The 22,604-nt window shown below is 41.4% G+C and carries 20 protein-coding genes; 1 reads left to right on the forward strand and 19 read right to left on the reverse strand.

All coding sequences use genetic code 11. The features are described 5' to 3' along the window. Positions 1 to 58: 58 nt before the first annotated feature. From EAH55_RS21360 to porV, 3 genes are all read right to left on the reverse strand, one after another. On the reverse strand, positions 59 to 607 hold the full coding sequence (locus tag EAH55_RS21360) for an REP-associated tyrosine transposase (protein WP_121811455.1): 549 nt from the start codon (positions 605 to 607) through the stop codon (positions 59 to 61). 170 nt (positions 608 to 777) lie between these two features. Next, complete coding sequence (ispF, locus tag EAH55_RS21365) at positions 778 to 1,260, reverse strand: 2-C-methyl-D-erythritol 2,4-cyclodiphosphate synthase (RefSeq protein ID WP_121811456.1); 483 nt, start codon at positions 1,258 to 1,260, stop codon at positions 778 to 780. Further along, positions 1,260 to 2,429: a type IX secretion system outer membrane channel protein PorV gene (gene porV, locus EAH55_RS21370; RefSeq protein ID WP_121811457.1), complete on the reverse strand. Its 1,170-nt coding sequence runs from the start codon at positions 2,427 to 2,429 to the stop codon at positions 1,260 to 1,262. Before porV ends, ispF begins: the two co-directional genes overlap by 1 nt. A 242-nt stretch (positions 2,430 to 2,671) precedes the next feature. Here porV and EAH55_RS21375 point away from each other — a divergent pair, with 242 nt between their 5' ends. Continuing rightward, on the forward strand, positions 2,672 to 4,330 hold the full coding sequence (locus EAH55_RS21375) for an SUMF1/EgtB/PvdO family nonheme iron enzyme (protein WP_121811458.1): 1,659 nt from the start codon (positions 2,672 to 2,674) through the stop codon (positions 4,328 to 4,330). Positions 4,331 to 4,415: 85 nt separating this feature from the next. Here the strand turns inward: EAH55_RS21375 and EAH55_RS21380 are convergent, their stop codons facing one another. The 16 genes from EAH55_RS21380 to EAH55_RS21460 form a co-directional block, all read right to left on the reverse strand. Beyond that, on the reverse strand, positions 4,416 to 4,802 hold the full coding sequence (locus EAH55_RS21380) for a nuclear transport factor 2 family protein (protein ID WP_121811459.1): 387 nt from the start codon (positions 4,800 to 4,802) through the stop codon (positions 4,416 to 4,418). A gap of 95 nt (positions 4,803 to 4,897) precedes the next feature. Further along, complete coding sequence (locus tag EAH55_RS21385) at positions 4,898 to 6,271, reverse strand: RagB/SusD family nutrient uptake outer membrane protein (RefSeq protein ID WP_121811460.1); 1,374 nt, start codon at positions 6,269 to 6,271, stop codon at positions 4,898 to 4,900. An 18-nt stretch (positions 6,272 to 6,289) separates the two neighbouring features. Further along, a complete protein-coding gene (locus EAH55_RS21390) occupies positions 6,290 to 9,397 on the reverse strand; it encodes a SusC/RagA family TonB-linked outer membrane protein (protein WP_121811461.1) in 3,108 nt (1,035 codons plus the stop codon). A 674-nt stretch (positions 9,398 to 10,071) separates the two neighbouring features. Then, positions 10,072 to 10,734, reverse strand: coding sequence for a DUF4159 domain-containing protein (locus EAH55_RS21400; protein WP_121811463.1), 663 nt, complete (start codon positions 10,732 to 10,734; stop codon positions 10,072 to 10,074). Beyond that, positions 10,731 to 11,441, reverse strand: a complete 711-nt coding sequence (locus EAH55_RS21405) for a 16S rRNA (uracil(1498)-N(3))-methyltransferase (protein WP_121811464.1) — start codon at positions 11,439 to 11,441, stop codon at positions 10,731 to 10,733. Before EAH55_RS21405 ends, EAH55_RS21400 begins: the two co-directional genes overlap by 4 nt. A 14-nt stretch (positions 11,442 to 11,455) precedes the next feature. Next, positions 11,456 to 12,796: a hemolysin family protein gene (locus EAH55_RS21410; protein WP_112575926.1), complete on the reverse strand. Its 1,341-nt coding sequence runs from the start codon at positions 12,794 to 12,796 to the stop codon at positions 11,456 to 11,458. 7 nt (positions 12,797 to 12,803) lie between these two features. Next, positions 12,804 to 13,352, reverse strand: coding sequence for an inorganic diphosphatase (locus EAH55_RS21415; RefSeq protein WP_112575925.1), 549 nt, complete (start codon positions 13,350 to 13,352; stop codon positions 12,804 to 12,806). A 37-nt stretch (positions 13,353 to 13,389) separates the two neighbouring features. Then, a complete protein-coding gene (locus tag EAH55_RS21420) occupies positions 13,390 to 14,025 on the reverse strand; it encodes a DedA family protein (RefSeq protein ID WP_121811465.1) in 636 nt (211 codons plus the stop codon). A 55-nt stretch (positions 14,026 to 14,080) separates the two neighbouring features. Then, positions 14,081 to 15,463: an NADH-quinone oxidoreductase subunit N gene (locus EAH55_RS21425; RefSeq protein ID WP_112575923.1), complete on the reverse strand. Its 1,383-nt coding sequence runs from the start codon at positions 15,461 to 15,463 to the stop codon at positions 14,081 to 14,083. A 22-nt stretch (positions 15,464 to 15,485) separates the two neighbouring features. Further along, entirely contained in the window at positions 15,486 to 16,961 is a 1,476-nt protein-coding gene (locus EAH55_RS21430) for a complex I subunit 4 family protein (RefSeq protein ID WP_121811466.1), read from the reverse strand. A gap of 25 nt (positions 16,962 to 16,986) precedes the next feature. After that, positions 16,987 to 18,900, reverse strand: coding sequence for an NADH-quinone oxidoreductase subunit L (nuoL, locus tag EAH55_RS21435; RefSeq protein WP_121811467.1), 1,914 nt, complete (start codon positions 18,898 to 18,900; stop codon positions 16,987 to 16,989). Between the two features lie 193 nt (positions 18,901 to 19,093). Then, complete coding sequence (gene nuoK, locus EAH55_RS21440; RefSeq protein ID WP_090533902.1) at positions 19,094 to 19,423, reverse strand: NADH-quinone oxidoreductase subunit NuoK; 330 nt, start codon at positions 19,421 to 19,423, stop codon at positions 19,094 to 19,096. Continuing rightward, positions 19,423 to 19,926 (reverse strand): NADH-quinone oxidoreductase subunit J family protein, encoded by a 504-nt coding sequence (locus EAH55_RS21445; RefSeq protein ID WP_112575920.1) that lies wholly within the window; start codon positions 19,924 to 19,926, stop codon positions 19,423 to 19,425. The genes nuoK and EAH55_RS21445 overlap by 1 nt, the downstream gene beginning before the upstream one ends. Before the next feature lie 56 nt (positions 19,927 to 19,982). Continuing rightward, positions 19,983 to 20,480 (reverse strand): NuoI/complex I 23 kDa subunit family protein, encoded by a 498-nt coding sequence (locus tag EAH55_RS21450; RefSeq protein ID WP_112575919.1) that lies wholly within the window; start codon positions 20,478 to 20,480, stop codon positions 19,983 to 19,985. A gap of 17 nt (positions 20,481 to 20,497) precedes the next feature. After that, positions 20,498 to 21,529 carry an NADH-quinone oxidoreductase subunit NuoH gene (gene nuoH, locus EAH55_RS21455; RefSeq protein WP_121811468.1) on the reverse strand — a complete coding sequence of 344 codons (1,032 nt, stop codon included), beginning with the start codon at positions 21,527 to 21,529 and terminating at the stop codon, positions 20,498 to 20,500. Next, positions 21,529 to 22,518 (reverse strand): 2Fe-2S iron-sulfur cluster-binding protein, encoded by a 990-nt coding sequence (locus EAH55_RS21460; protein WP_394339788.1) that lies wholly within the window; start codon positions 22,516 to 22,518, stop codon positions 21,529 to 21,531. Before EAH55_RS21460 ends, nuoH begins: the two co-directional genes overlap by 1 nt. Between the last annotated feature and the right edge of the window lie 86 nt (positions 22,519 to 22,604).

Consider the following 22,604-nt stretch of genomic DNA (forward strand, 5'->3'; position numbering starts at 1 on the left):
ACGCTGTCCGAAGTCTTTGACTTCGGACAGCTATGCCTGTAGTTTGCAACTACAGGATTCAATACAAACAATCTATAATTTGATCTATCTCCGCATAGTTTGACGCGCTCGAATAAATGTAATCTTCCGCACGATAAACCAATCCTGCCCTAACCGGATTTTGATGGATGTAATCTATCTTTTGTTGAGTAACAGCGGGCGAAAAAAGTTCAATGAAATGATTATCATGATCCCAGAGTTGATAGTGCTCATTCCGGCTGTGCCTGGATGCATAATACTTAAACTGATGTAACATCCACTCTTTGCGGCTTTCGGTATTATTTGATTCGATATCCTCTAAAATACGTTTAGCGGTAAACTTCTTACAATCCCTTACAAATGCGCTAATAGTAAATCCATCATCAACAGAAACAATAAGATGCGTATGGTTTGACATAATTACATAAGCATGTAAATGCAATCCCTTATGTTCCTGGCAATACTTTAATGATTCAATTACGATATCGCGATATCGCTGCCTGGAGAAAACATCTATCCAACCTACTACAGTAAAAGTCATGTAATAAATCGCTTGCTGATCACGAATTACATAGCCTTTTTTAAACATATCGCAATAAGTGTTAGGTTTTTATTTCATGTATGTAGTTACAAACTACATACATAATGATTCGAAGTCAGAGACTTCGAACAGCAATTCTTGTCTTTTTTCTATACTATTTATTCGCTATCCGAAGTCTCCGACTTCGGATTTATATGGCTGTAGTTTGTAACTACAGGCTACTCCCGCTCAATCAAACAAACAGCGTAAGCAACTACACCTTCCTCCCTGCCTATAAAGCCCATTTGCTCATTGGTAGTAGCTTTAATAGAGATGTCCTCTTCGCCGATACCGGCGGCTTCGGCTATATAAGTTTTCATTGCCGGAATATGCGGATTGATCTTTGGCGCTTCGAGGCATACCATGGCATCGATATTGCCAATAACAAAACCTTTCTCTTTGATCAGCGCCACCACATGTTGTAAAAGGATCAGGCTGCTGATACCTTTCCAACGATCGTCTTTATTTGAAAAATGGAAGCCAATGTCGCGCAGATTTGCAGCCCCAAGCAGGGCATCGCAAATGGCGTGTAACAATACGTCGGCATCTGAGTGGCCATAGGCACCCGCATGGTGCTCAAGCTTTACTCCGCCTAAAACAAACGGGTGATTTTCTTTTAACTGATGTACATCAAACCCAAAACCTACCTTAATTTTACCCATTATCTTCTTGAAGCATTTGTTGTGCCACCAAAACTTGCCGACAAAGTGAAGCGCAAAGTATTGGCCAGGGCACTATTTTGCTGGCTGGCCGCCAGGTATGAAAAGTCGAAATCAAAAACACTATACTTAAACCCTAAGCCCATGGTAATATAATGCCTGTCGCCTTTGTTAGGGTTTTCGTAAAAATAGCCCGCCCTCAGCGCAAACTGTTTATTATACCAATACTCAACACCGGGCGAAAAACTGATCTCTTTCAGCTCTTCACTGAAACCACCCGGCGCATCACCAAATGATTGAAAAAGACCGGCAGGAACTGATACATTATCATCCTTGCCTTTGATGATATTACCATTCTGATCGCGCAGAGGCGGGGTAGGAACTAACAGCTTGTTGATATCAAAAGTTGCAGTAAACTCGTTAACATCATCTAACTGCCAGGTATTAGCCACACCCAACTTAAGGTTGGCCGGTAAAAAATATTTATTACCTACATCGCTGTAGCTGATTTTGGTACCAATATTTGATATGTGTGCTCCAAAGGCAAAAAGATTGCCATCACCATAAGGAGCTGTATAGTATAACGAAACATCAGCAGCGAAAGCATTGCCCGCTTTTGCGGCCTGGCTTGAGCCGGTAGCAAACGAGATGCTTGAAATATTAGAATGTATGTACCGCGCGGTTAAACCTAATGAAAAATTATCACCAAACTTACGGGCAAATGAAACATCTAACGAGTACTCATTAGGAGTATAGGTGCCCTGATCGTTGGTATTATCATCAGTAAGCTGGATAGAACCGTAATTGAAATACCGGAGCGAGGCGCCTAAAGTATTGCGCTCATCAATTTTATGGGCATAGCTTAAATATGACAAGCTGATATCAGGCACCAAATGCCTTAACCACGGGCTGTATGAAACCGATAACGCGTCATTACTTTCCAAAAACGCAAGCTTGGAAGGGTTCCAGAAATTGGCATTAACATCTGGAGACAGCGCCACACCCGCATCACCCATTGCTCCCGAACGCGAATCGGGCGAAATATTTAAAAAAGGTACTTCGGTAGGGATTGCATTAATATTACTCCCGTTAGGATTTGTTTGCGCCGAGGCTGCAAAAGGTATTAAAAAGGGGGTAATAAAAGCAAGGCCTCGAAATGTAAAAAGCTTCATTTGTAGGAGTTAGGTTGCAAAATTTTATTGTATGGTATGTAATAGTAACGTGCATTGCCCGTTTTATGTTACATCCCATTTGTTGAAAGTTAAATCAAAAATTCAAATCAACGCAACTAATTTCATCAATTTTTCGTTAAAACCCCTGATAACTGTACTATTTATTTATAAATAATGATTTACGAGCGTAAGCAACGTATCCATTTTTTTATAAATTTACCACACATTAGAACTGTAAAAATATGAAAATACTTTTTACTAAAACTGCTTTGGGATTGTTGGCTTTAGGGGCCGTGCTTAGCAGCTGCAGTAAACGTGAGCAATCGCAAAAAACGGGGATAACTTATAACGATAAAAATAACGGCGGTTACGAGCGTTTCAGACAAAGTCATCCTTCTCCGGGCCCCGGATTGGTGCCTATTGAGGGCGGTACCTTTGTTATGGGTGGTAGCGCAGATCAGGATATTACTTACGATTATAATAATGTGCGTCGCAGGGTTACCGTACCATCTTTTTACATGGACGAAACGGAAGTATCAAACCAGGATTGGCTTGATTACCTGCACTGGATCAATATTACCTTCCCTCAGGACCGCGAATTATATTACAACGCAACACCTGATACCTTAGTTTGGCGCCATCCTTTATCATACAATGAGCCTTATGTAGATAACTATCTGCGTCACCCTGCATTTCAGGATTATCCTGTAGTAGGTGTAACCTGGGATCAGGCACAAGCTTATTGCGCATGGCGTACCGATCGTACAAACGAAAATATTTTACGTGAAACCGGTAAACTGGTAGCATGGAAAGATCAGGGCAAAAAAGGCGGCGGCGGTGATGCCGGTGCTGCAATTAATGGCCAGCCTTTCAATACCGACATTTATCTGAACGGTCAGATGACAGGTGCAGGTATCGATGGTAAAAAAATGATGCCAAACCTGAGCCCTAACGCCCAGGCTGGTACAGGTAAAGGCGGTAAAGCCGTTAGGCCGGTACGTATGGAAGATGGTATCCTGAAACAAGCTTACCGCTTGCCTTCAGAAGCTGAATGGGAATACGCCGCATTAGCACTTGCAGGTAACACCCAATTTGAAAATATCGACGACGGTAAAATGTATACCTGGAACGGTATGGGTGTACGTTCGGCAAAAAGCAAAACCCGCGGCTTAATCATGGCTAACTTTAAACGTGGCAGCGGTGACAATGCCGGTGTTGGCGGTTACCTGAATGATAAAGCCGACATTACAGCTCCTGTACGTTCTTACGCTCCAAACGATTTTGGTTTGTATAACATGGCAGGTAACGTTAACGAGTGGGTTGCCGATACCTACCGTCAAACATCATTTGAAGAGTTTGAAGACTTTAACCCTTTCCGTGGTAACGAGTTTACAAACAAGCGTCTTTCAGATCCAAGCAAAGGCCTTTATGCTAAAGATAAATATGGCAAGCCGATCAAGGATCCTGCACATGCTAACAAAAAATTAAAATATAGCGAGCTTTTGGCCTTACAACAGCAAACTACAGCTGCGCAAAGTGCTAATCCAAACGCGCCGCTTTCAACTACGCAAACAGGTTCGCTTCCGGTTGATTCATTGTTGCCTAAAAATTCAGGTAAAGCATATAACCCTGACGCGAGAGGTGACAAAGATGAAGTTAACAAAGCCCTTTACGGTACAACCACCCTGGTTAACGACCACTCTAAAGTGTACAAAGGCGGCTCATGGAACGATATGGCCTACTGGTTAAATCCTGCCACCCGCCGTTTCATGGATCAGGACGAATCAAGTGCCGAAGTTGGTTTCCGTTGCGCAATGACTCTGGTAGGTGCTCCTGAAATTAACCCTAATGGTAAACCTCATTATCCGGTAAAAAAGGCAAAACCTTTTAAAGCAAGATAATTTTAACGCATAATACATGCAAGGCCTTTTCAGAAATGATAGGCCTTGTTTGTTTTATACCACGTTCATTGCTTCAAACATTACATTATCCGTCAATAGGCTCAACCCATTGGCTTCGCCATGCAGGGGCTTCAAAAGGATCAGCAAAGTACTGCGTTTCATGTATCACCTTCCCATCACGAAACTCCATAATACTTACCGTGTATGCCGGCTTTTCCTGGTAGTTAATGGTATATTCGGTAATCCACGTATCCCCGCTTCCCAGGATCCTCCTTACACGAAAACCTGACGGTTTACCGGGGTGATGCTCTCGCAAGGCTTGTAAGTTCGTTCGCCCAAAAATCCGCTCGCCCGATTGTGGATAATCGCAGATTACATCATTATCATAAATATCATGCTCCGCGTTGATATCACCGTCTGCTGATGCCTGCCAATGTGCATTCAGGGCTGCAAATATTTGCTCATCTTCCATGGTGTTTTAGGTTTCGGTTAGATTTTGTTTTTATAAAAAAATCCCGGTGACGTTTCGTCACCGGGACATAAGCATTTTAAATCATATAATTATTGCTAATAGCCTTCATTTTGTACCAGGTTTTTGTTAGCATTCATTTCCTGCAAAGGTATCGGGAACACTAATTTAGGTGAATTATATGGCAATGAAGCAACATTTTGCTTAAGGCGTTTTGCATCATGCAAAAAGAAACCACCCTCAAATGCTAACTCCAATCTTCTCTCTTTTAATATTTGTGCAAGAGTAACTGATGTAAGAGAGCTTAGGTTAGCCCTATTTCTGATCACGTTAATGTCGGCAACAGGTGTAGCACCTGTAGATGTGCCTAATCTTGAATTTGCTTCGGCACGGATAAGATAAAGCTCTGCCAAACGTATAACGCGCACGTTTCCGTACAAATTATCAAATTTATCTACCCTTAGCGATCCGTCTGAATCCTCATTATATACCGATAAACGGTCATCCCCTTCTTCAAATTCATTAAGAAAGCTACTCTTTAAGGAAATATCGCCACGGCCACCGTAATCAGCAGAGCCATAAAAAGTATTTAAATCGTTGATACCTTGCTGAGCGGTAACCTGTATAGCAAATATATCTTCAGAAGTGTTATCAACATGCGCTGCATTTTGATTCGGGAAAGGGAATTCATCAGCATAGTTTGCAACTAAACTATAAGCACCGCTGCTAATTACTTTAGTGGCTTCTTGCGCCGCTTTAGCGTATTGCCCCTGTTGCAGGTAAATACGTGCAAGGATTGCCGATGCTGAATAACTATTTGCATAAAACGAAACGCTCGTACCAGCTTTAGCTTCTGCATCAGTAAGATCGGAGATAGCTTGTGCATACACAGCTGCTACAGTTGCTCTGGCAGGGTATGAACTGGAGTTGACTTCAGTTGTAGGCGTTAAAACTATAGGTACGGCCAAATTTGTATTAGGGTCACCATCGTTCCATGACTTACCAAATAAACGTGCGAGATCAAAGTAAATCAAACCCCGTAAAAATTTAGCTTGCCCCTCCACTGAGTTTTTATTTGCTGCTGTAACCTTATCAAGGTTGGCCAGCACGTTATTTGCCTGGTTGTTTATGCGATAGGCATCAAGCCATAATGTATTCACATAAGCATTGTTGATGGGAATTTGCTGGCTTACCATCTGTGTAAGCTCCTGATACGTGCCCGACCAATCTATTACGCTTTGGCTTGCCATTAAATCTGGCATCAAAAAAATATCGCCTCCGTATACAAATGATAAACCGGCACGGTTGTAAGTACCCACTAATGTACTTTGTACATCCTTTTCAGTTTTGATGGCCTCGCCTGATTCTATGTAATCAAACGGTTTAAGTTCCAATTGTTTTTTGCAGGCCCCGGCTGTAATAACAATACCGAAGCCAACAATTAATTTAATATATGATGTAAATCTTTTCATTTCTTTAGCTTTTAGTTATTACAAACCTATGTTTACGCCAAAAGTGATTGTACGAGGTTGGGGCGCTGAATAAAAGTCGACACCAAGATTAATATTACTTGCCTGGTAGTCTGAATTCACCTCCGGATCCCAACCTTTATACTTAGTTATCAGGAATAAATTGTAAGCGTTTACAAAAACACGAGCCCTGTCGATTTTTATTTTCGACAAGATATTTTTAGGAATATTATAACCTAATGCTACCGTTTTTAAGCGAACATACGAGCCTCCGGATAAATAACGGCTTGAGGCATTTGCACCATTTGAATAAAACAGTCGGGGTTCTGGAACATCAGTAATATCTCCGGGCTTATTCCAGTACGCCAATTGATCAAGTGTTTGGTTATCAAATCCGTTACTTCCATTATCGCTCATATATTGGCCAGCACTGTTAAAAATCTTATTACCAAATGAACCCTGGAAAGTAAATGCAAGATCAAATCCTGCATATGACAACGTATTGGTTATACCGCCGGTAAACTTAGGGGTTGGGTTGCCCAAAACAACGCTTTCGGCTTTATTATAGTCATTGGTCTTTGTGCGGTCAATTACCTTACCGTTAGCGTCATGAGTGTTAGTCCAATATAAAGCATCTCCATTAGCCGGATCTACACCTGCATATTCAGGTCCGTAAAACACACCTATAGGCTGTCCTTCTATTACTCTGTTTAAATCATTGGTACCAATGATCAACTTATTCACATTTGTAACAACGTTTTTGTTATACGCTATGTTAAATGCTGTTGACCATTTAAACTTACCTACAAAATTATCTGACGATATGGTTACCTCATATCCCTGATTGTACAACTTACCTATGTTTTGGGTCTGAGTTGCAATACCCAATGTCTGTGGAACATTGACATCAAGCAATAAATCACGGGTGTTTTTTCTATAATAATCAAACGTTGCTGTTAGCCGATTATTGAAAAAACCAAGTTCAAGGCCCGCATCGATCTGCGCAGTAGTCTCCCACTTTAAATTGGGATTAGCCAACTGATAAAAGCGTTGTCCGGGAACTCCGTTATAACCAGCGTCTCCGGAAAATAAACCTAAAGATGCATAGTTTGGAATTTCGGCATTACCTGTTAAACCGTAACTTACTTTAAGTTTTAAATTGCTTAAATACTTCGAGTTTTTCAAAAAGTCTTCCTGACTAATCACCCAGCCTGCAGAAGCCGCGGGATAAAAGCCGTACCTGTTATTTTTGCTAAACCTTGATGAGGCATCGGTACGTGCACTGGCAGATAAAAGGTATTTACTCTTATATGCATAATTTGCCCGTGCAAAATATGAAACGAAACTATATTCAGACTGAGATGAATATCCTCCTGATTTTATTGCGGCAGAAACTATCTGCTTGTATGCATCTGAAGGAAATTGGGTTCCCTGAATATCATTACCCATGTAATGATTATATTCATAGCTTGTACCCAAGGTAGCATCTAAGCTATGGTCTGTTCCGAATAAAGTCTTATATGAGAAATAGTTATTTATTGTGTAGTGAATTATGCTGGTATTGGTATTTTCCCCAAATCCATTTGCCTGGCTTGTATTCCTAAAAGTTGCAGTTCCAGAATAGTTGTCCTCATTTTGATTTGTTTGATCGATACCAAACTCCGATCTGAAAGTTAAGCCTTTTGCTATTTGCAGGTTTCCGTAAATATTTCCTAATGTCCTATAGATGTTAGTATGAAAATAAGCATTATCAACATTAATTAACGGATTATAATAAACCGGATAATTACTTGATGCTCCGGGAGGTGTACCACTCAACAGACCGCTGCGAGGGTCGATAATAGGTGTTACAGGCGATAATGCAACAACTTGTAACGGGGTACCAAAAGAGTTATCGTTATCAACGCGCTTATTTAATGAGTGGGTAAAATTAAAGTTCATTCCCACATCAAGATTCTTATACAACTTGGTGGTTAAATTTAAACGACCCGATGCCCTTGTGAAATTGTTTCCTTTAAGAATGCCTGTCTGGTCAAGATATTGGCCGCCAATATAGTACGTTGTTTTTTCGCTCCCGCCGGAAACATTTAAGTCATATTGTTGCTGTGGTGCATGCTGAAATGCCTGCTTTTCCCAGTCGGTGTTGGTTTTAGACCAATCTGTACTTCCGGCCGAATATCTTGTAAACCTACTTTCAACAAATGACTTTTCATCAGCAATTGCGTCTTCAACAGTAGCATAATCTGGGTTGTCAGGATCCTGATTTAAGAAATCCTGTTTACCGGCCCCTTCGGCCGCACGTTCAAATAAAGCGAGCCATTGTGTTGTATTAAGAAACTTCCTATGACGGGAAGGGTTACTTGTACCCCATTGTGCCGTAAAGTTCACTTTGGCATCACCGGCTTTACCCTTTTTTGTCGTAATCAATAAAACACCATTCGAAGCCCTTGCACCATATATAGCGGAGGCCGATGCATCCTTCAGTATTTGTACCGACTCCACATCGTTAAAATTAATATCTGCAAGTGGATCGGTAGCTGCCGAAGTCGTTGATATATCGCTGCTCGTTATGACAATTCCGTCAACAACAACCAATGGCTGATTGCCGGCGGTTATAGAAGCATTACCACGGATACTAATTTTAATACCCTGCCCCAGCTTACCATTGTTCGCCTGGATGTTTACACCTGCCGCCTTGCCCTGAATGGCCTGCTCAAGTGTAGTAACAGGTGTGTTTTGTATTTCTTTCGAACTAACCGTTGCTATAGACCCTGTAATTGCCTGACGCTGTTGGGTTCCGTAACCTACTACTACTACTTCAGTAAGCTGTTTGGAATCGCTTTCTAATTGCACATTAAGCACCGAACCTGTAACAGCAAGTTCAGCTCGCTTAAATCCTAAAAAACTAAAAGTCAAAATTTTTGCTGTTGCCGGCACGCTAAGCTTGTAGCTACCGTTAATATCGGTTTGGGTGCCCACCCCCGTAACACCTTTTACGGTTACGCTTACCCCAGGTAAGGGCGAGCCGTCTTTCTGATCTGTTACTTTACCTGTAATAACCCGGTTTTGAGCAAAACCAAAGGTAATACAAGTACATAACAACAGGATTGTCAGTAAATGTTTCTTCATAAAAGTTAATATTGTTAATTAAGAAAGTAAGTTCGTAAAAAAAATGTGTAGAAACAACAAATACCTCAAAATCACGTTGCGTTCTTTACAAAAATGTTATTATCGCACATTTAAAACCATGACAATCAAATAAAAACACATTACCACCTTTCTTTTATCGGCTCGATTTTCAGCGGTTTATCAATATGTTTTTTTAATTGTGCTCTCTTCCGGTAATTATTGGAGCCCTTAATTTCCATTCGGGCAGATGCAAAGCAGCCAACGCAACACCACAACACAAACCACTCATTTACAATAATTTTCACAACAAACCTTGTGATTACAATCTTTACTTCGCTGGTATTGGCGATATTCAAATCCCTTATTTCAAATTATTCTTACCAAAATCAGCCGGGGTAAAACGATTAACCTTTATTTTATTCACATTTTCCCTCCTGTTAAAATTAACTATCAGGAAATTATAACAACGCACTGATTAATCCATTACCAGCCATTAATACTTGATCTGTAAAAGAGATGGTTTGCTACACAGCCGATAACTAAATTGCGTCGGCGTTGATATAAAACTAAGCATATAAATTTTATCAATGGCGGTGCAATGGGCAAACTCAACCCTTAATTGACAGTACAGGAAAAAAAATTGTCGGAAGGAAAGCCGCGGGTAAAACCGGTGGCTATTGAGTGAAGATATACTGAATTAAATTTGCGCCCATTTTTAAGGCTTTCTGGCGGGCTTCCTGGGTATCGCCGGCATAAGTACCATAATCTTCCCAACCATTGCCTAAATCGCACTCATAGGTGTAAAAACAAACCAGCCGGCCTTTGTATATTAAGCCAAATCCCTGCGCACGCTTACCATCATGCTCATGAATTTTGGGTAGTCCGTTGGGGAAGTCGTATTTTTGATGGTAAATGGGATGATTTACAGGTAGCTCCACAAAGTCAAGTTCGGGAAATACCTTTTTCATTTGCGGGCGGATGTATTGATCAAGCCCATAGTTATCGTCAATATGCAAAAAGCCGCCTCCTGTAAGATATTTGCGAAGGTTACGGGCTTCCTGATCGGAGAAGATCACATTGCCGTGCCCGGTCATAAAAGTAAAAGGGTAATTGAATAACGAAGAACTACCCACCTCAACAACCTCGTCATCATCGTCAAAATTAGTTTTGAGATTTTCGTTGCAGAATTTGATCAGGTTGGGTAGTGCCGTGCGGTCGCCATACCAGTCGCCACCGCCACTGTATTTAAGCCGGGCAATTTTATAAGCAGGCGCATTAAAGCTGCTCATCGCTATAGCTGCAAACACAACAACCAACGCTACCCATATTCTTTTCATATCCTGTTTAAAAAATTCACCTCAAAGCAGGCTTCCAGCGCGGCAGTTTCTGTACGCAGGCGACTTGTACCTAAAGATATTGGTTTAAAGCCATTTTGCAAGGCCTTGTCGATCTCCATGGAAGTAAAATCACCTTCCGGGCCTATCAGTATCAAATAACGTCCCTGCAGGCTTATTTCGTCTTTCAGGCTAAGCTTTTCTCCAGGCTCGCAATGGGCAATAAACTTTTGACCATCGAAAGGCTTATCAAGCAGTTGGTTTAACGTCACCGGTTCGTTTAATACAGGATGGTATGCTTTAAGGGATTGCTTGATTGCAGCCGTAACAATTTTATTTAAACGCTCAACCTTGGCTTCCTTACGTTCCGATCTCTGAGTGATGATCAGCGATACTTCGTCTATACCTATCTCTGTGGCTTTTTCCAAAAACCACTCCAGGCGTTCGATATTTTTGGTTGGCGCAACCGCTATATGAAGGTAATGGTTCCGTTTTTCAAATTCGGTACTTACAGATGTTATCTTAAGAATGGTGCGCTTAGGATGCGCATCATGAATTTGAGCAGTATAAAGGCCTCCCCTGCCGTCAATTAACTGCACCTCATTACCCACTTCAAGACGCAGCACACGTATAGCGTGTTTGCTTTCTTCTTCGCTCAGAAAGTATTGTGGATGCGAGGCATCGATATCAGGTGTATAAAAAAGTTGCATTATGGAAAAGCAGATTAATGTAAATCTACTGCATCTTCTTCATTTATCAGTAATTCGAGTTTAACTGATTCGATATTCTGGTCGGATTTTTTTAATACAGTGATGTTATATCCGTTAGATTCCTTTTGCTCGCCAACATCCGGGATCTTTCCGAAGATATCGCCAAGCCAGCCGGATACGGTATCAAAGTCGCCATCTTCGGGTAAATCATGAGGCAGGTGTTCGTTCACATCGTAAATAGAAGCAAGCGCGTTTACGATAAACTCACGTTCATTTACCTTTTCAACAATAGGCTTTTCTTCATCGTATTCATCCTGGATTTCACCAACAAGCTCTTCAACAATATCTTCGAGGGTAACCATGCCTGCAGTGCCGCCAAATTCATCAAGCACAATGGCTATCTGAATGCGTTTCTGCTGCAGCTCGGCCATCAGATCGTTGATCTTCTTTGTTTCAGGGATGAAGTATGGTTTACGGATAATGTCTTTCAGAACAATTTCCTCGTTGCGGGCCAGTAAGGGCAAAATATCTTTGGCATGTACAATACCAATGATCTTATCAATTACATCATCATAAACGGGCATACGTGAGTATCCTTCATCGATGATCATATCCAATAACTCTTCTTTTGTTGAAGCGATATCAACGCCCGATATTTTGGTACGGGGCACCATGATATTTTTTACAACACGCTCATTAAAATCAAACACATTCTGGATCAGTTCGTGTTCATTTGAATCAAGCGCACCGGTTTCTTTACCCTGCTCCAACAGGTATTGCAACTCTTCAGAACTGTGGTGTGTTTCTCCGCCCTCAACAGCGCTTATACCTAACAGTTTCAGAATGAAATTGGCAAAGTTATTTAGCACCCATATAAATGGCCTGAAAACCACAAAGAAGAACCTCAGCGGCAATGAAACAGCCATTACTGTACGCACCGATTTTTGAATAGCTAACGACTTAGGCGCAAGCTCACCAAAAACGATATGCATAATGGTAATAAAACTGAAAGCTAAGATGTGACTGGCAGTAATATACCCGGGAGAAAGGGTTATACCTACACCCAGGAAGGCGCGGATAACAAGGTTAGTGGCAACCTCTTCACCCACCACACCAAGGGCCAGTGAAGCAATGGTAATACCCAGCTGCGTTGCAGCCAGGTAACCATCTAAATTATGTAGTATGCCCCGGGCAACTTTGGCTACGCCGCTGCCGCCTTTGGCCTTAATTTCAATTTGCGAACCCCGAACCCTCACCATGGCAAACTCCGCGGCTACAAAGAAGCCATTGAGTAAAACCAAAAATATGGTAGCGAAAATGTAAAATAAACTAATCTCGTAATGTGCGGGGTCCATTTATTTTTTATGATTGATAAACAGGGAACGTCGATTTGTACAGCTCCAAACTTTCGTTAATCACTTTGTGGGCATAACGTACGCCTAACAGATGCTCGATAGTTACGTTTTTGCCTTCCAATTTTTTGTAATCTTTAAAAAAGCGAACAATCTCAGTCATAGCGTGCGGAGGCAGCTCATTTAAATCATTGATGTAATTTACCGACATATCGTTCTTAGCTACTGCAATAATCTTATCGTCCTGCTCGCCGTTATCAACCATGTGCATTACACCTACCACTTTAGCCTCGATGATTGACATTGGGAAAACGTCAATTGAGCAAAGTACAAGGATATCCAAAGGGTCTTTATCGTCGCAGTAAGTTTGTGGGATAAAGCCATAATTAGCAGGATACATTACAGATGAAAACAACACACGATCAAGCTTTAACAAACCCGATTCCTTGTCAATTTCATATTTTGCTTTTGAACCTTTAGGGATTTCAATGATAGCATTTACTACTTCAGGAATATTATCACCTGGTGAAACCTGGTGCCAAGGATGTTGAGTACTCATTTATTTTTTTATTATATAAAATTATTAACTAATCAGTTTATTCGCCCTTCTCGGTAAATTTCTTCTTAAGATAAGCAATAACCAGCGGAATTGTTGTAACTACAATTAATCCAAGTATGATATATTGCAAATAATCTTTCAATTGCGGGAACCTTCGCCCTAAAAAAAAACCACTTAAAGTAAATACGCACACCCAGGTTACGCTGCCGATAAGGTTGTAGATCGAAAATTTCCTGATATCAACCTTAACCACTCCTGCAAATATAGGAGCAAATGTCCTAACTATAGGGAAAAATCTCCCTAAAATAAGCGCCATCCCCCCATGCTTGTTGTAAAATTCGCTTGCTAACACTACGTAGCGCTTCTTGAAAAAGAGCGAGTCGTTTTTATTGAATAACACCGGCCCCGTTCGGTAGCCAAACCAATAACCGGTAAAATTTCCTAATACCCCGGCCCCTATTAACGATAGTACCAGTGTGGTTATAGATACATCAACCTTACCCGCCGCGCATAATAAACCGGCCATAAACAGCAGGTAGTCGCCGGGCAAAAAGAAACCGAAAAATAAACCGGTTTCAGCAAAAACAACAATAAGCAAGAGATAAAAACCACCCCTGCTTATTATGGATTGAGCGTCAGTTAAATTTTGAAGGTATTCCCAAAAACTTTCCATTCACTATATCTGTAAAACTACAAATATTATATCAATTTGCAGTTATCATTACTGATTATATGAAACGGGCTATAAGATCGGGATAAACACCTATAAGAATTGTAGCCAGGGCTGATAGCGCGAATACAACTTTGTAGTAAACCGGCACTGTAAGTTCGGCGCGTTCGTCGGCACGGAAATACATCGCTATAATAACCCTGAAATAGTAGAAAATACTAATGATAGCATTAATTACGGCTATAATAACCAAACCTATATGGTAACGGCTTACCGCTCCCGAAAACATGAAGAACTTACCAATAAATCCTGCAGTAAGCGGGATACCTGCCAATGACAACATAGCAACGGTTAATACAAATGCAAGGAAAGGGTTCCTTTTGCCAAGCCCGTTAAAGCTTTCAAAGTTATCGCTTCCGCCTTGCTGTTGTACTAATATCAAACCACCAAATGCTATAATTGAAGCAATTGAGTAAGCCGTAGCATATACGAATACCGAGTTACCAGAAGCAGCACCTAATGATACTATTGCAAATAACAAGTAGCCTGCGTGTGAGATACTCGAAAACGCAAGCATTCTCTTAAAGCTTTGCTGATACAGCGCGGTGATATTACCAATAAATAAAGTGATAATGGTAATTACCAATAATATTGGCGTCCAGAAATCTGATAATGGTTGGAAGCAGGCAGAGAACAAACGCAGAAATGCCGCGAAGCCTGCAGTTTTAACCACTGTAGACATGAATGCAGTAATCAATGTTGGCGCCCCTTCATATACGTCCGGAGTCCAGAAATGGAATGGAGCAGCGCCTACTTTAAAGCATAAACCTACAATTAAAAGCGCTATACCTGTATAGAACATCGGGTCGATATGAGGGTGGTTAACCACATATTCCCTGATAGCGTCCATATTGAACGAACCAGATGATCCGTATAACAGGGCCATACCAAACAACAGGAAGCCGGTTGAAAAAGCGCCCATCAGGAAGTATTTTAAAGCAGCCTCATTTGAAGCAAAATCACTCTTTTTAATACCTGCCAGGATGTACAAACTAACCGACATGATCTCGATGCCGATAAACAACATCACCAGGTTATTGAAAGATACCATTACGATGATACCTGCCAACGAAAACAGGATAATGGCATAATACTCGGCAGTGTGCCTGCTAATGCGTTCAAAGTAACCTTTTGATAATAACAGGATCAGTATAGTTGATACGATGGTAACACTTGAAAATACAACAGAAAAATTATTGAACAACAGCATGCCGGTATAAATCGGCGCGGCTGTATCTTTTGCAGTCCATTGGCAAATTGCGCAAGCTAAGGCAGCCAGTAAGCCTATAACGGTAACCGGAAGCAAAGCCTTTTGCGCTTTATATAACCCTAAATACAGAAGCACTATAGGTAAAACAGATATGATGATTATAGTATTCATTCTTTTCTTTAAAATCTTAAACCTACATTGTAAACTTTGAACCTATCTGGTTTACCAACTGCGTAACCGCAGCCTCAGATATATGCAGAATAGGCTGAGGATAAATACCTAATGCGATTACAAGTACACAAATCAAACACAAAGTAAACTTTTCGGTACCGCTAACATCAGCAAAAGTTGCTGTAAGCGGGTTGGTTTCGCCTTGCATTACATTTTTGTACATGCGTAACATATAAACCGCTCCAAAAATAATGGTAAGACCAGCTATAATTGCTAATACCAGGTTTACATAATGCTGTACACTAAAATCAAATACGCCTTTCAGCAATAAGAACTCGCCGATAAAACCATTGGTAAGCGGTAAGCCTACTGTACCCAGTAATATAATAAGGAAACCTATTGCAAACCTTGGAGCCACCTTAGCAATACCGCCAAGCTGGTCAATCTCGCGGGTATTTAGCCTGCGGCTGATGATATCCCAAATAAAGAACATACCAACAACGTTGATACCGTGGTTAAGCATCTGAATCATGGCGCCTTGAACACCGGCAATGTTCCATGCAAAAATACCTGCTGCTATTAAACCAACGTGCGCTATTGATGAATAAGCAACAAGGCGCTTACCGTCTTTTTGTTTAAAAGCAATAATTGAAGCATATACCACACCTATTACACCAAGGATCATGGCCAAAGCCTGAAAATGGAAGAAACCAAGCGGAGCATTCGGGATCATCCAGCGGATAACACCGTAAATACCCATTTTAAGCATGATACCCGATAACATCATAGTACCGCCTGATGGCGCTTCGGTATAAGTATCCGGCTGCCAGGTGTGGAAAGGGAACAAAGGCATTTTGATAGCAAAGGCCAGGAAAAACGCCCAGAATACCCAGCTCTGGTGTTTCACATCCAAAGTCATTTTATAGAAGTTATGGATGTCGAAAGTTTTATCAGGCGATTGCAGGTACAGGTAGATAATACCAACCAGCATAAACAGCGAACCGGCAAATGTGTAGATGAAAAACTTGATAGTGATACGAATACGGTTTTCACCTCCCCAAAGGGCGCATATAAAGTAGATGGGGATTAGTGCAGCTTCCCATCCAACGTAAAATAAAAATCCGTCGAGGGCGGTAAACACAACCAGCATACCTGCCTGCATAAATAAAATAAGGCCATAAAAAGCGCCCTCGTTTTTATATTGATGCTGATAGGTTGTTAAAATAATTAAAGGCACAAGTACTGTGGTTAATAAAACCAGCACCATGCTGATGCCGTCGATACCGGCACTAAAGTAAATTCCATAACTGCTGATCCATGGCACATCAATAACAAACTGGGTTGATGCATCCGGAACAAACTTGCTTAAAAATATAAGCGCTATTACCAGTTGGGCAACAGAGAAAAATAATGCTGCATGTTTAGCTATCCCATTTTTAAGCAGGGCAGTTATAACAGCGGCAACTATTGGCAAAAAAAGTAATATACTAACGGTCATTTTTATGTTGCTAAACGCTTATCGTTTATATTTTAGTTAATCCAAATACACTATACAGAAGTACCGCGATAATTCCCAGTACCATGATAAATATGTAGAAACCCACATTACCGGTTTGCAGCAAACGCAGGCCTTTACTGGTTTCAATTGTTCCACGGCCAATCCCGTTCACTAAACCATCAATACCTAATTTGTCTATTACGTTATAGAAGAAAGTTGAAAGCCAATCGAGCGGTTTACGAACTATAAAGTCATAAAGCTCGTCCAGGTAAAACTTGTGGTACGAAAGGCTTGTCAATGCAGGGCGCTCCTCAGTATCAGCAACCGGTACACTACCATTTTTGGCATATTTCATGTACGCATAGGCCATGGCAGCGAAAGCCAACACTACCGAAGTAGCCATTAACGCATATTCAAGTGATTCAGACAAATGATGCTCGCCTAAAATCTCGTTTGATTTATGGAAAACAGGCTCAAGGAAATGTGCCAGTTCATGATGTCCGTGTAATACTTCCGGCACGCCTATAAAACCGCCCAAAATTGAAAGGATGGCTAACACAATAAGCGGAATAGTCATTGTTGGAGGCGACTCATGCAAGTGGTGCTCCTGCTCATGTGTACCGCGGAATTTTCCGTAAAATGTAAGGTACATCATCCTGAACATATAGAACGAGGTTAACATAGCGGTTAATACACCTACAGCCCAAAATATAGGGCTATGCGCATAAGCATGTGCTAATATCTCATCTTTTGAAAAGAAGCCTGCAAACGGAGGGATACCTGCGATGGCTACTGTACCAATCATCATGGTGGTGAAGGTGGTTTTGATCTTTCCTTTTAAAGCACCCATTTTACGCATATCCTGCTCGCCGCTCATCGCATGGATCACAGAACCAGCACCAAGGAACAATAAAGCTTTAAAGAAAGCGTGAGTTAACACGTGGAAGAAAGCACCGGTATAAGCACCAACACCCAAACCTAAAAACATGTACCCTAATTGAGATACAGTTGAATAAGCCAATACCTTTTTTATATCCGTTTGCGTTAACGCGATGAGTGCCGCGATAAGTGCCGTTGCTAAACCTATATAAGCTATCAGCTCCATGGTAAAAGGTGATAAAGTATATAAGATATTTGAACGGGCAATCATATAGATACCAGCTGTAACCATGGTAGCTGCGTGGATCAGGGCCGAAACGGGGGTCGGGCCGGCCATCGCGTCTGGTAACCAGGTAAACAATGGTAACTGCGCTGATTTACCGCAGGCACCGATAAATAATAATATGGTAATTATTAACAGCGGACCTGCGCCTGATTTCATAGTAGCCGCCTTTGGAAAGATCTCCGCAAACTGGATACTACCGAAAACGTAAATTATACTGAAGATACCTAATAAAAAGCCAAGGTCACCGATGCGGTTCATCACAAAAGCTTTTTTAGCGGCATCAGCATAATCCGGGTTAGTGAACCAGAAACCGATAAGCAGGTACGAGCATAAGCCTACACCCTCCCATCCAATAAACATGATGAGATAGTTTGAGCCTAAAACCAGTAACAGCATGAAGAAAACGAATAAGTTCAGGTAAGCAAAAAACTTTCCGAAACCTTCGTCGTCATGCATATAACCGATAGAATACAAGTGGATCAGGAAACCAACGCCTGTAATGATCAGCAGCATAATAGCACTTAACTGATCTATCAGAAACGCGAAAGGGAATTTTAATGCACCAACCGCAAACCAAGTAAAGTAGTTAACGTTGATGGGTACACCAGTTGATTTTACCTGGAAGAAAACGGCAAGACTTAAACCAAATGATACCAGTACGATTAAACTGCCAATAAAGCCGATTACGCTTTTTGATAACGAATTACGGCCAAGTCCGTTTATAACAAAACCGGCTAACGGTAATATAGGAATAAGCCAGATATATTTATCCATGTTCGATGTTGTACGTTTTACGTGTTACGTTATACGTTTTAAATTATCAGATCCATCATTACCAGGAATAAGTAACCCCTTTCAAACATCTCTGTATAGCCGGGGATTGCTTCGTACCTCGCAATGACGCTTTTAATATTTATTAGAACTTATCAAATCCGAAATCGAAACTCCGAAATCCGAAATCACAGATCTACCATTTTAATCTGTTCAGTACGTTGATATCAATTGAGTTGGTGTTACGGTAAATCATCACGATGATAGCTAAGCCTACCGCCACTTCGGCAGCGGCCAGCGCCATGATAAAAAACACGAACACTTGCCCGGTAGCATCCCCCCTGTATACCGAAAACGCGGTAAGGAGCAGGTTAACCGAGTTAAGCATCAGCTCAACCGACATGAAGATCACGATAGCATTACGGCGAATTAATACGCCCATTACGCCTATAGCAAAAATGATGGTGCTTAATAATATGTAATGATTAAGCGGCACGGCGTGCATAGTATTTGTTAAACTTTCCATTATGCTGCTTTAGGTTCTTTTTCTTTAGTGGCCAATAATACCGCGCCTACCATTGCCGATAGCAACAATACCGATGACACTTCAAATGGCAATAAAAATTCGTTGAACAATACTTTACCTAAGTTTTTTACAAGGCCCAGATCAGGATTTTGTAACAATACAGGGTTTGATGCTCCAATCAGTTTAAGTGATGATGCTACAGCAACAGCCAATATGCCACCACCAAAAACACCTGCTACTTTAACCATAAATGGTTTTACAGGTTCCGACTCCTTATTAAGGTTGATCAGCATCAGCGTATACAGGAACAATACCAATATAGCGCCCATGTATACAATGAAATTTACAATCGCCAAAAATTGAGCGTTAAGCAAAATGTAGTGGATGGTGAAAGTAAAAAAGGTAAGGATCAGATAAAGGATACTATGTACCGGATTTTTGGCCGAGATTACCAATATCGAAAAGAATATGGACAAAAATGCGATGAAGTAAAATGTACTCATGTTTTTATTTACAAAATACCTTTACCCTTTAGGTAGGGCAAAGGTATAAAACTTCTTTATTGATTTAAGGGTGCTTCTACTAATTTGTCTTTACCGTAAATAAAATCCTTCCTTAAATAATCAGAAGGTACAATATCACCGTCAAGATAAATAGCTTCTTTAGGGCAGGCCTCTTCACACAAACCGCAGAAAATGCAACGCAACATGTTGATTTCATAAACTGCTGCATATTTCTCCTCGCGATACAGGTGCTCTTCACCTTTCTGACGCTCAGCAGCTGTCATGGTGATAGCTTCAGCAGGGCAAGATAACGCGCAAAGGCCGCAAGCTGTGCAACGCTCTTTACCGTTCTCATCGCGCTTCAAGGAGTGCATGCCGCGGAAGTTTTCCGAAAATTCACGCTTCTCTTCAGGATAGCTGATGGTTACCGGCTTTTTGAAAAAGTGTTTCATTGTAGTGGATAAACCGCCTACAATAGCCGGCAGGTAAGCACGCTCTAAAAAATTGAGAGGCTTAACTTCCAGTACTTTTCGTTTATTGCTTAATGATTCCATTTTTTTAAAACTCCAATCTATTTAAGTAATGTACTAATCACGCCTGTAAGCACGATGTTGGCAATAGCCAATGGAATTAATATTTTCCAACCCAAATCCATCAACTGGTCATAACGGAAACGCGGGATTGTCCAGCGTACCCACATAAAGAAGAAGATTGAGAAGAATATCTTTCCAAATAATACCACTACACCAAATATTGCCGCCGGATTTGGCCCAGCCCAAGCAGCAAAATTATCCATAAACGGGTAGTTATAACCACCCCAGTAAAGGGTAGCCATTACTGCCGATGAAATGAACATGTTGATATATTCGGCAAACAGGTAAAAACCTAATTTCATTGATGAATACTCGGTGTGATAGCCACCTACAAGCTCGGTTTCGCACTCAGGTAAGTCGAACGGTGAACGGTTGGTTTCGGCAAAAGCACATACCAGGAACAGTATAAAACCAAGTGGCTGTCTCCAGACGTTCCAGGCAAAACCATGTTGCTGCTCAGCAATTTCTTTAAGGCTTAAAGTACCGGTAAGCATCAGCAGGGCGATGATAGATAAGCCCATCGAAATCTCGTAGCTGATGTTTTGCGAAGCAGCACGGATAGCACCCAACAAGGAGTATTTATTGTTTGATGCCCAGCCACCTATCATGATACCGTAAACACCTAATGATACTACACCAAAAATGTACAGTACACCTACGTTGATATCGGTAACCTGCAGATCAAATGTATGACCGCCTATAGCAATAGCTGATCCCCATGGAATAACAGCCGACCCTATACAAGCAGTTAAAATAGCTAATGAAGGTCCCACAATGAACAGGAAACCTGTTGCATTGGTCGGGATGATCTCTTCTTTTAAAAACATTTTACCACCATCGGCAAGGGGTTGTAAAATACCCCAGGGGCCGGCGCGGTTAGGGCCTATCCTATCCTGGAAAAATGCGGCAACCTTACGTTCAGCATAAGTTGAGTACATAGCTACAACCAGGCTGATAGCGAAAATCACAACGATCAGTACGATCCTGAATATTAAATCGGTAGTTTCCATTATAAGCGGGTCTCCCTTTCAAATTGTTCTTTATTAGCCTCCATCAATACCGGGTTGGTTTTAACAACCGGCAGTGGCGTAAACTCGTAATGGTTAGCACTGATCACTGATTGATGAGATACCTTACGCGGACCTTCAATTACCCAATCGGCAGTTTTCTTTTTATCGAAACGGCAGGTATTGCAGATAAACTCTTCAACCTCGCCATAAACATCCTTGCGGCCTGTTACCCTGATCACGTCTTCGCCTTTGTACCATAAGGTAACTTTACCACAGCACTTATCGCAATCACGATGTGCTTCAACCGGTTTAGTAAACCATACACGGTTTTTAAAGCGGAAAGTTTTATCAGTTAAAGCGCCTACAGGGCAAACATCAATCACGTTGCCAGAAAAATCGTTATCAACAGCTTTGCTGATGTAGGTAGATATTTCTGAATGATCGCCCCTGTTAAGGATACCATGTAAACGGGTGTTAGTGATCTGATCGGCAGTGAACACACAACGGTAGCAAAGGATGCAACGGGTCATGTGCAGCTGGATCTTATCACCAATATCGATCTTTTCAAATGTACGGCGGTCAAACTCGTAACGGGTTTTTGCGGCACCGTGTTCAAAGCCAAGATCCTGAAGATGACATTCGCCGGCCTGGTCGCACACAGGGCAATCAAGCGGGTGATTGATCAGCAGCATTTCTACCACACCTTTACGGGCTTCAACAACCTCAGGCGACGTGATATTTTGTACCTCCATACCATCCATAACACCGGTACGGCAAGAAGCTACCAGCTTAGGCATAGGGCGCGGATCTTTTTCTGATCCTTTGGTAACCTTAACCAAACAGGTACGGCATTTACCGCCGCTGCCCTGCAGCTTAGAGTAATAGCACATTGCAGGCGGAACAATATCGCCACCTATCTGCCTTGCGGCATTTAGGATGCTTGTTCCGGGTTCTACATCAACGGTTATTCCGTCTATTGTTACTTTCATTGACATTTAATAATAACGTCGTTTGTTAATTTCTAAAACTTTTTGTTTTCAAACCCAAGTCTGAAAACTGCCGTCATTGCGAGGAA

Source organism: Mucilaginibacter kameinonensis (genome assembly GCF_003675385.1).
Lineage (GTDB): Bacteria > Bacteroidota > Bacteroidia > Sphingobacteriales > Sphingobacteriaceae > Mucilaginibacter > Mucilaginibacter kameinonensis.

Excerpts from the sequence above, each read along its gene's own strand:
- EAH55_RS21360 (WP_121811455.1), bottom strand. The coding sequence starts at position 607 with ATGTTTAAAAAAGGCTATGTAATTCGTGATCAGCAAGCGATTTATTAC.
- ispF (WP_121811456.1), bottom strand. The coding sequence starts at position 1,260 with ATGGGTAAAATTAAGGTAGGTTTTGGGTTTGATGTACATCAGTTAAAA.
- porV (WP_121811457.1), bottom strand. The coding sequence starts at position 2,429 with ATGAAGCTTTTTACATTTCGAGGCCTTGCTTTTATTACCCCCTTTTTA.
- EAH55_RS21375 (WP_121811458.1), top strand. The coding sequence starts at position 2,672 with ATGAAAATACTTTTTACTAAAACTGCTTTGGGATTGTTGGCTTTAGGG.
- EAH55_RS21380 (WP_121811459.1), bottom strand. The coding sequence starts at position 4,802 with ATGGAAGATGAGCAAATATTTGCAGCCCTGAATGCACATTGGCAGGCA.
- EAH55_RS21385 (WP_121811460.1), bottom strand. The coding sequence starts at position 6,271 with ATGAAAAGATTTACATCATATATTAAATTAATTGTTGGCTTCGGTATT.
- EAH55_RS21390 (WP_121811461.1), bottom strand. The coding sequence starts at position 9,397 with ATGAAGAAACATTTACTGACAATCCTGTTGTTATGTACTTGTATTACC.
- EAH55_RS21400 (WP_121811463.1), bottom strand. The coding sequence starts at position 10,734 with ATGAAAAGAATATGGGTAGCGTTGGTTGTTGTGTTTGCAGCTATAGCG.
- EAH55_RS21405 (WP_121811464.1), bottom strand. The coding sequence starts at position 11,441 with ATGCAACTTTTTTATACACCTGATATCGATGCCTCGCATCCACAATAC.
- EAH55_RS21410 (WP_112575926.1), bottom strand. The coding sequence starts at position 12,796 with ATGGACCCCGCACATTACGAGATTAGTTTATTTTACATTTTCGCTACC.
- EAH55_RS21415 (WP_112575925.1), bottom strand. The coding sequence starts at position 13,352 with ATGAGTACTCAACATCCTTGGCACCAGGTTTCACCAGGTGATAATATT.
- EAH55_RS21420 (WP_121811465.1), bottom strand. The coding sequence starts at position 14,025 with ATGGAAAGTTTTTGGGAATACCTTCAAAATTTAACTGACGCTCAATCC.
- EAH55_RS21425 (WP_112575923.1), bottom strand. The coding sequence starts at position 15,463 with ATGAATACTATAATCATCATATCTGTTTTACCTATAGTGCTTCTGTAT.
- EAH55_RS21430 (WP_121811466.1), bottom strand. The coding sequence starts at position 16,961 with ATGACCGTTAGTATATTACTTTTTTTGCCAATAGTTGCCGCTGTTATA.
- nuoL (WP_121811467.1), bottom strand. The coding sequence starts at position 18,900 with ATGGATAAATATATCTGGCTTATTCCTATATTACCGTTAGCCGGTTTT.
- nuoK (WP_090533902.1), bottom strand. The coding sequence starts at position 19,423 with ATGGAAAGTTTAACAAATACTATGCACGCCGTGCCGCTTAATCATTAC.
- EAH55_RS21445 (WP_112575920.1), bottom strand. The coding sequence starts at position 19,926 with ATGAGTACATTTTACTTCATCGCATTTTTGTCCATATTCTTTTCGATA.
- EAH55_RS21450 (WP_112575919.1), bottom strand. The coding sequence starts at position 20,480 with ATGGAATCATTAAGCAATAAACGAAAAGTACTGGAAGTTAAGCCTCTC.
- nuoH (WP_121811468.1), bottom strand. The coding sequence starts at position 21,529 with ATGGAAACTACCGATTTAATATTCAGGATCGTACTGATCGTTGTGATT.
- EAH55_RS21460 (WP_394339788.1), bottom strand. The coding sequence starts at position 22,518 with ATGAAAGTAACAATAGACGGAATAACCGTTGATGTAGAACCCGGAACA.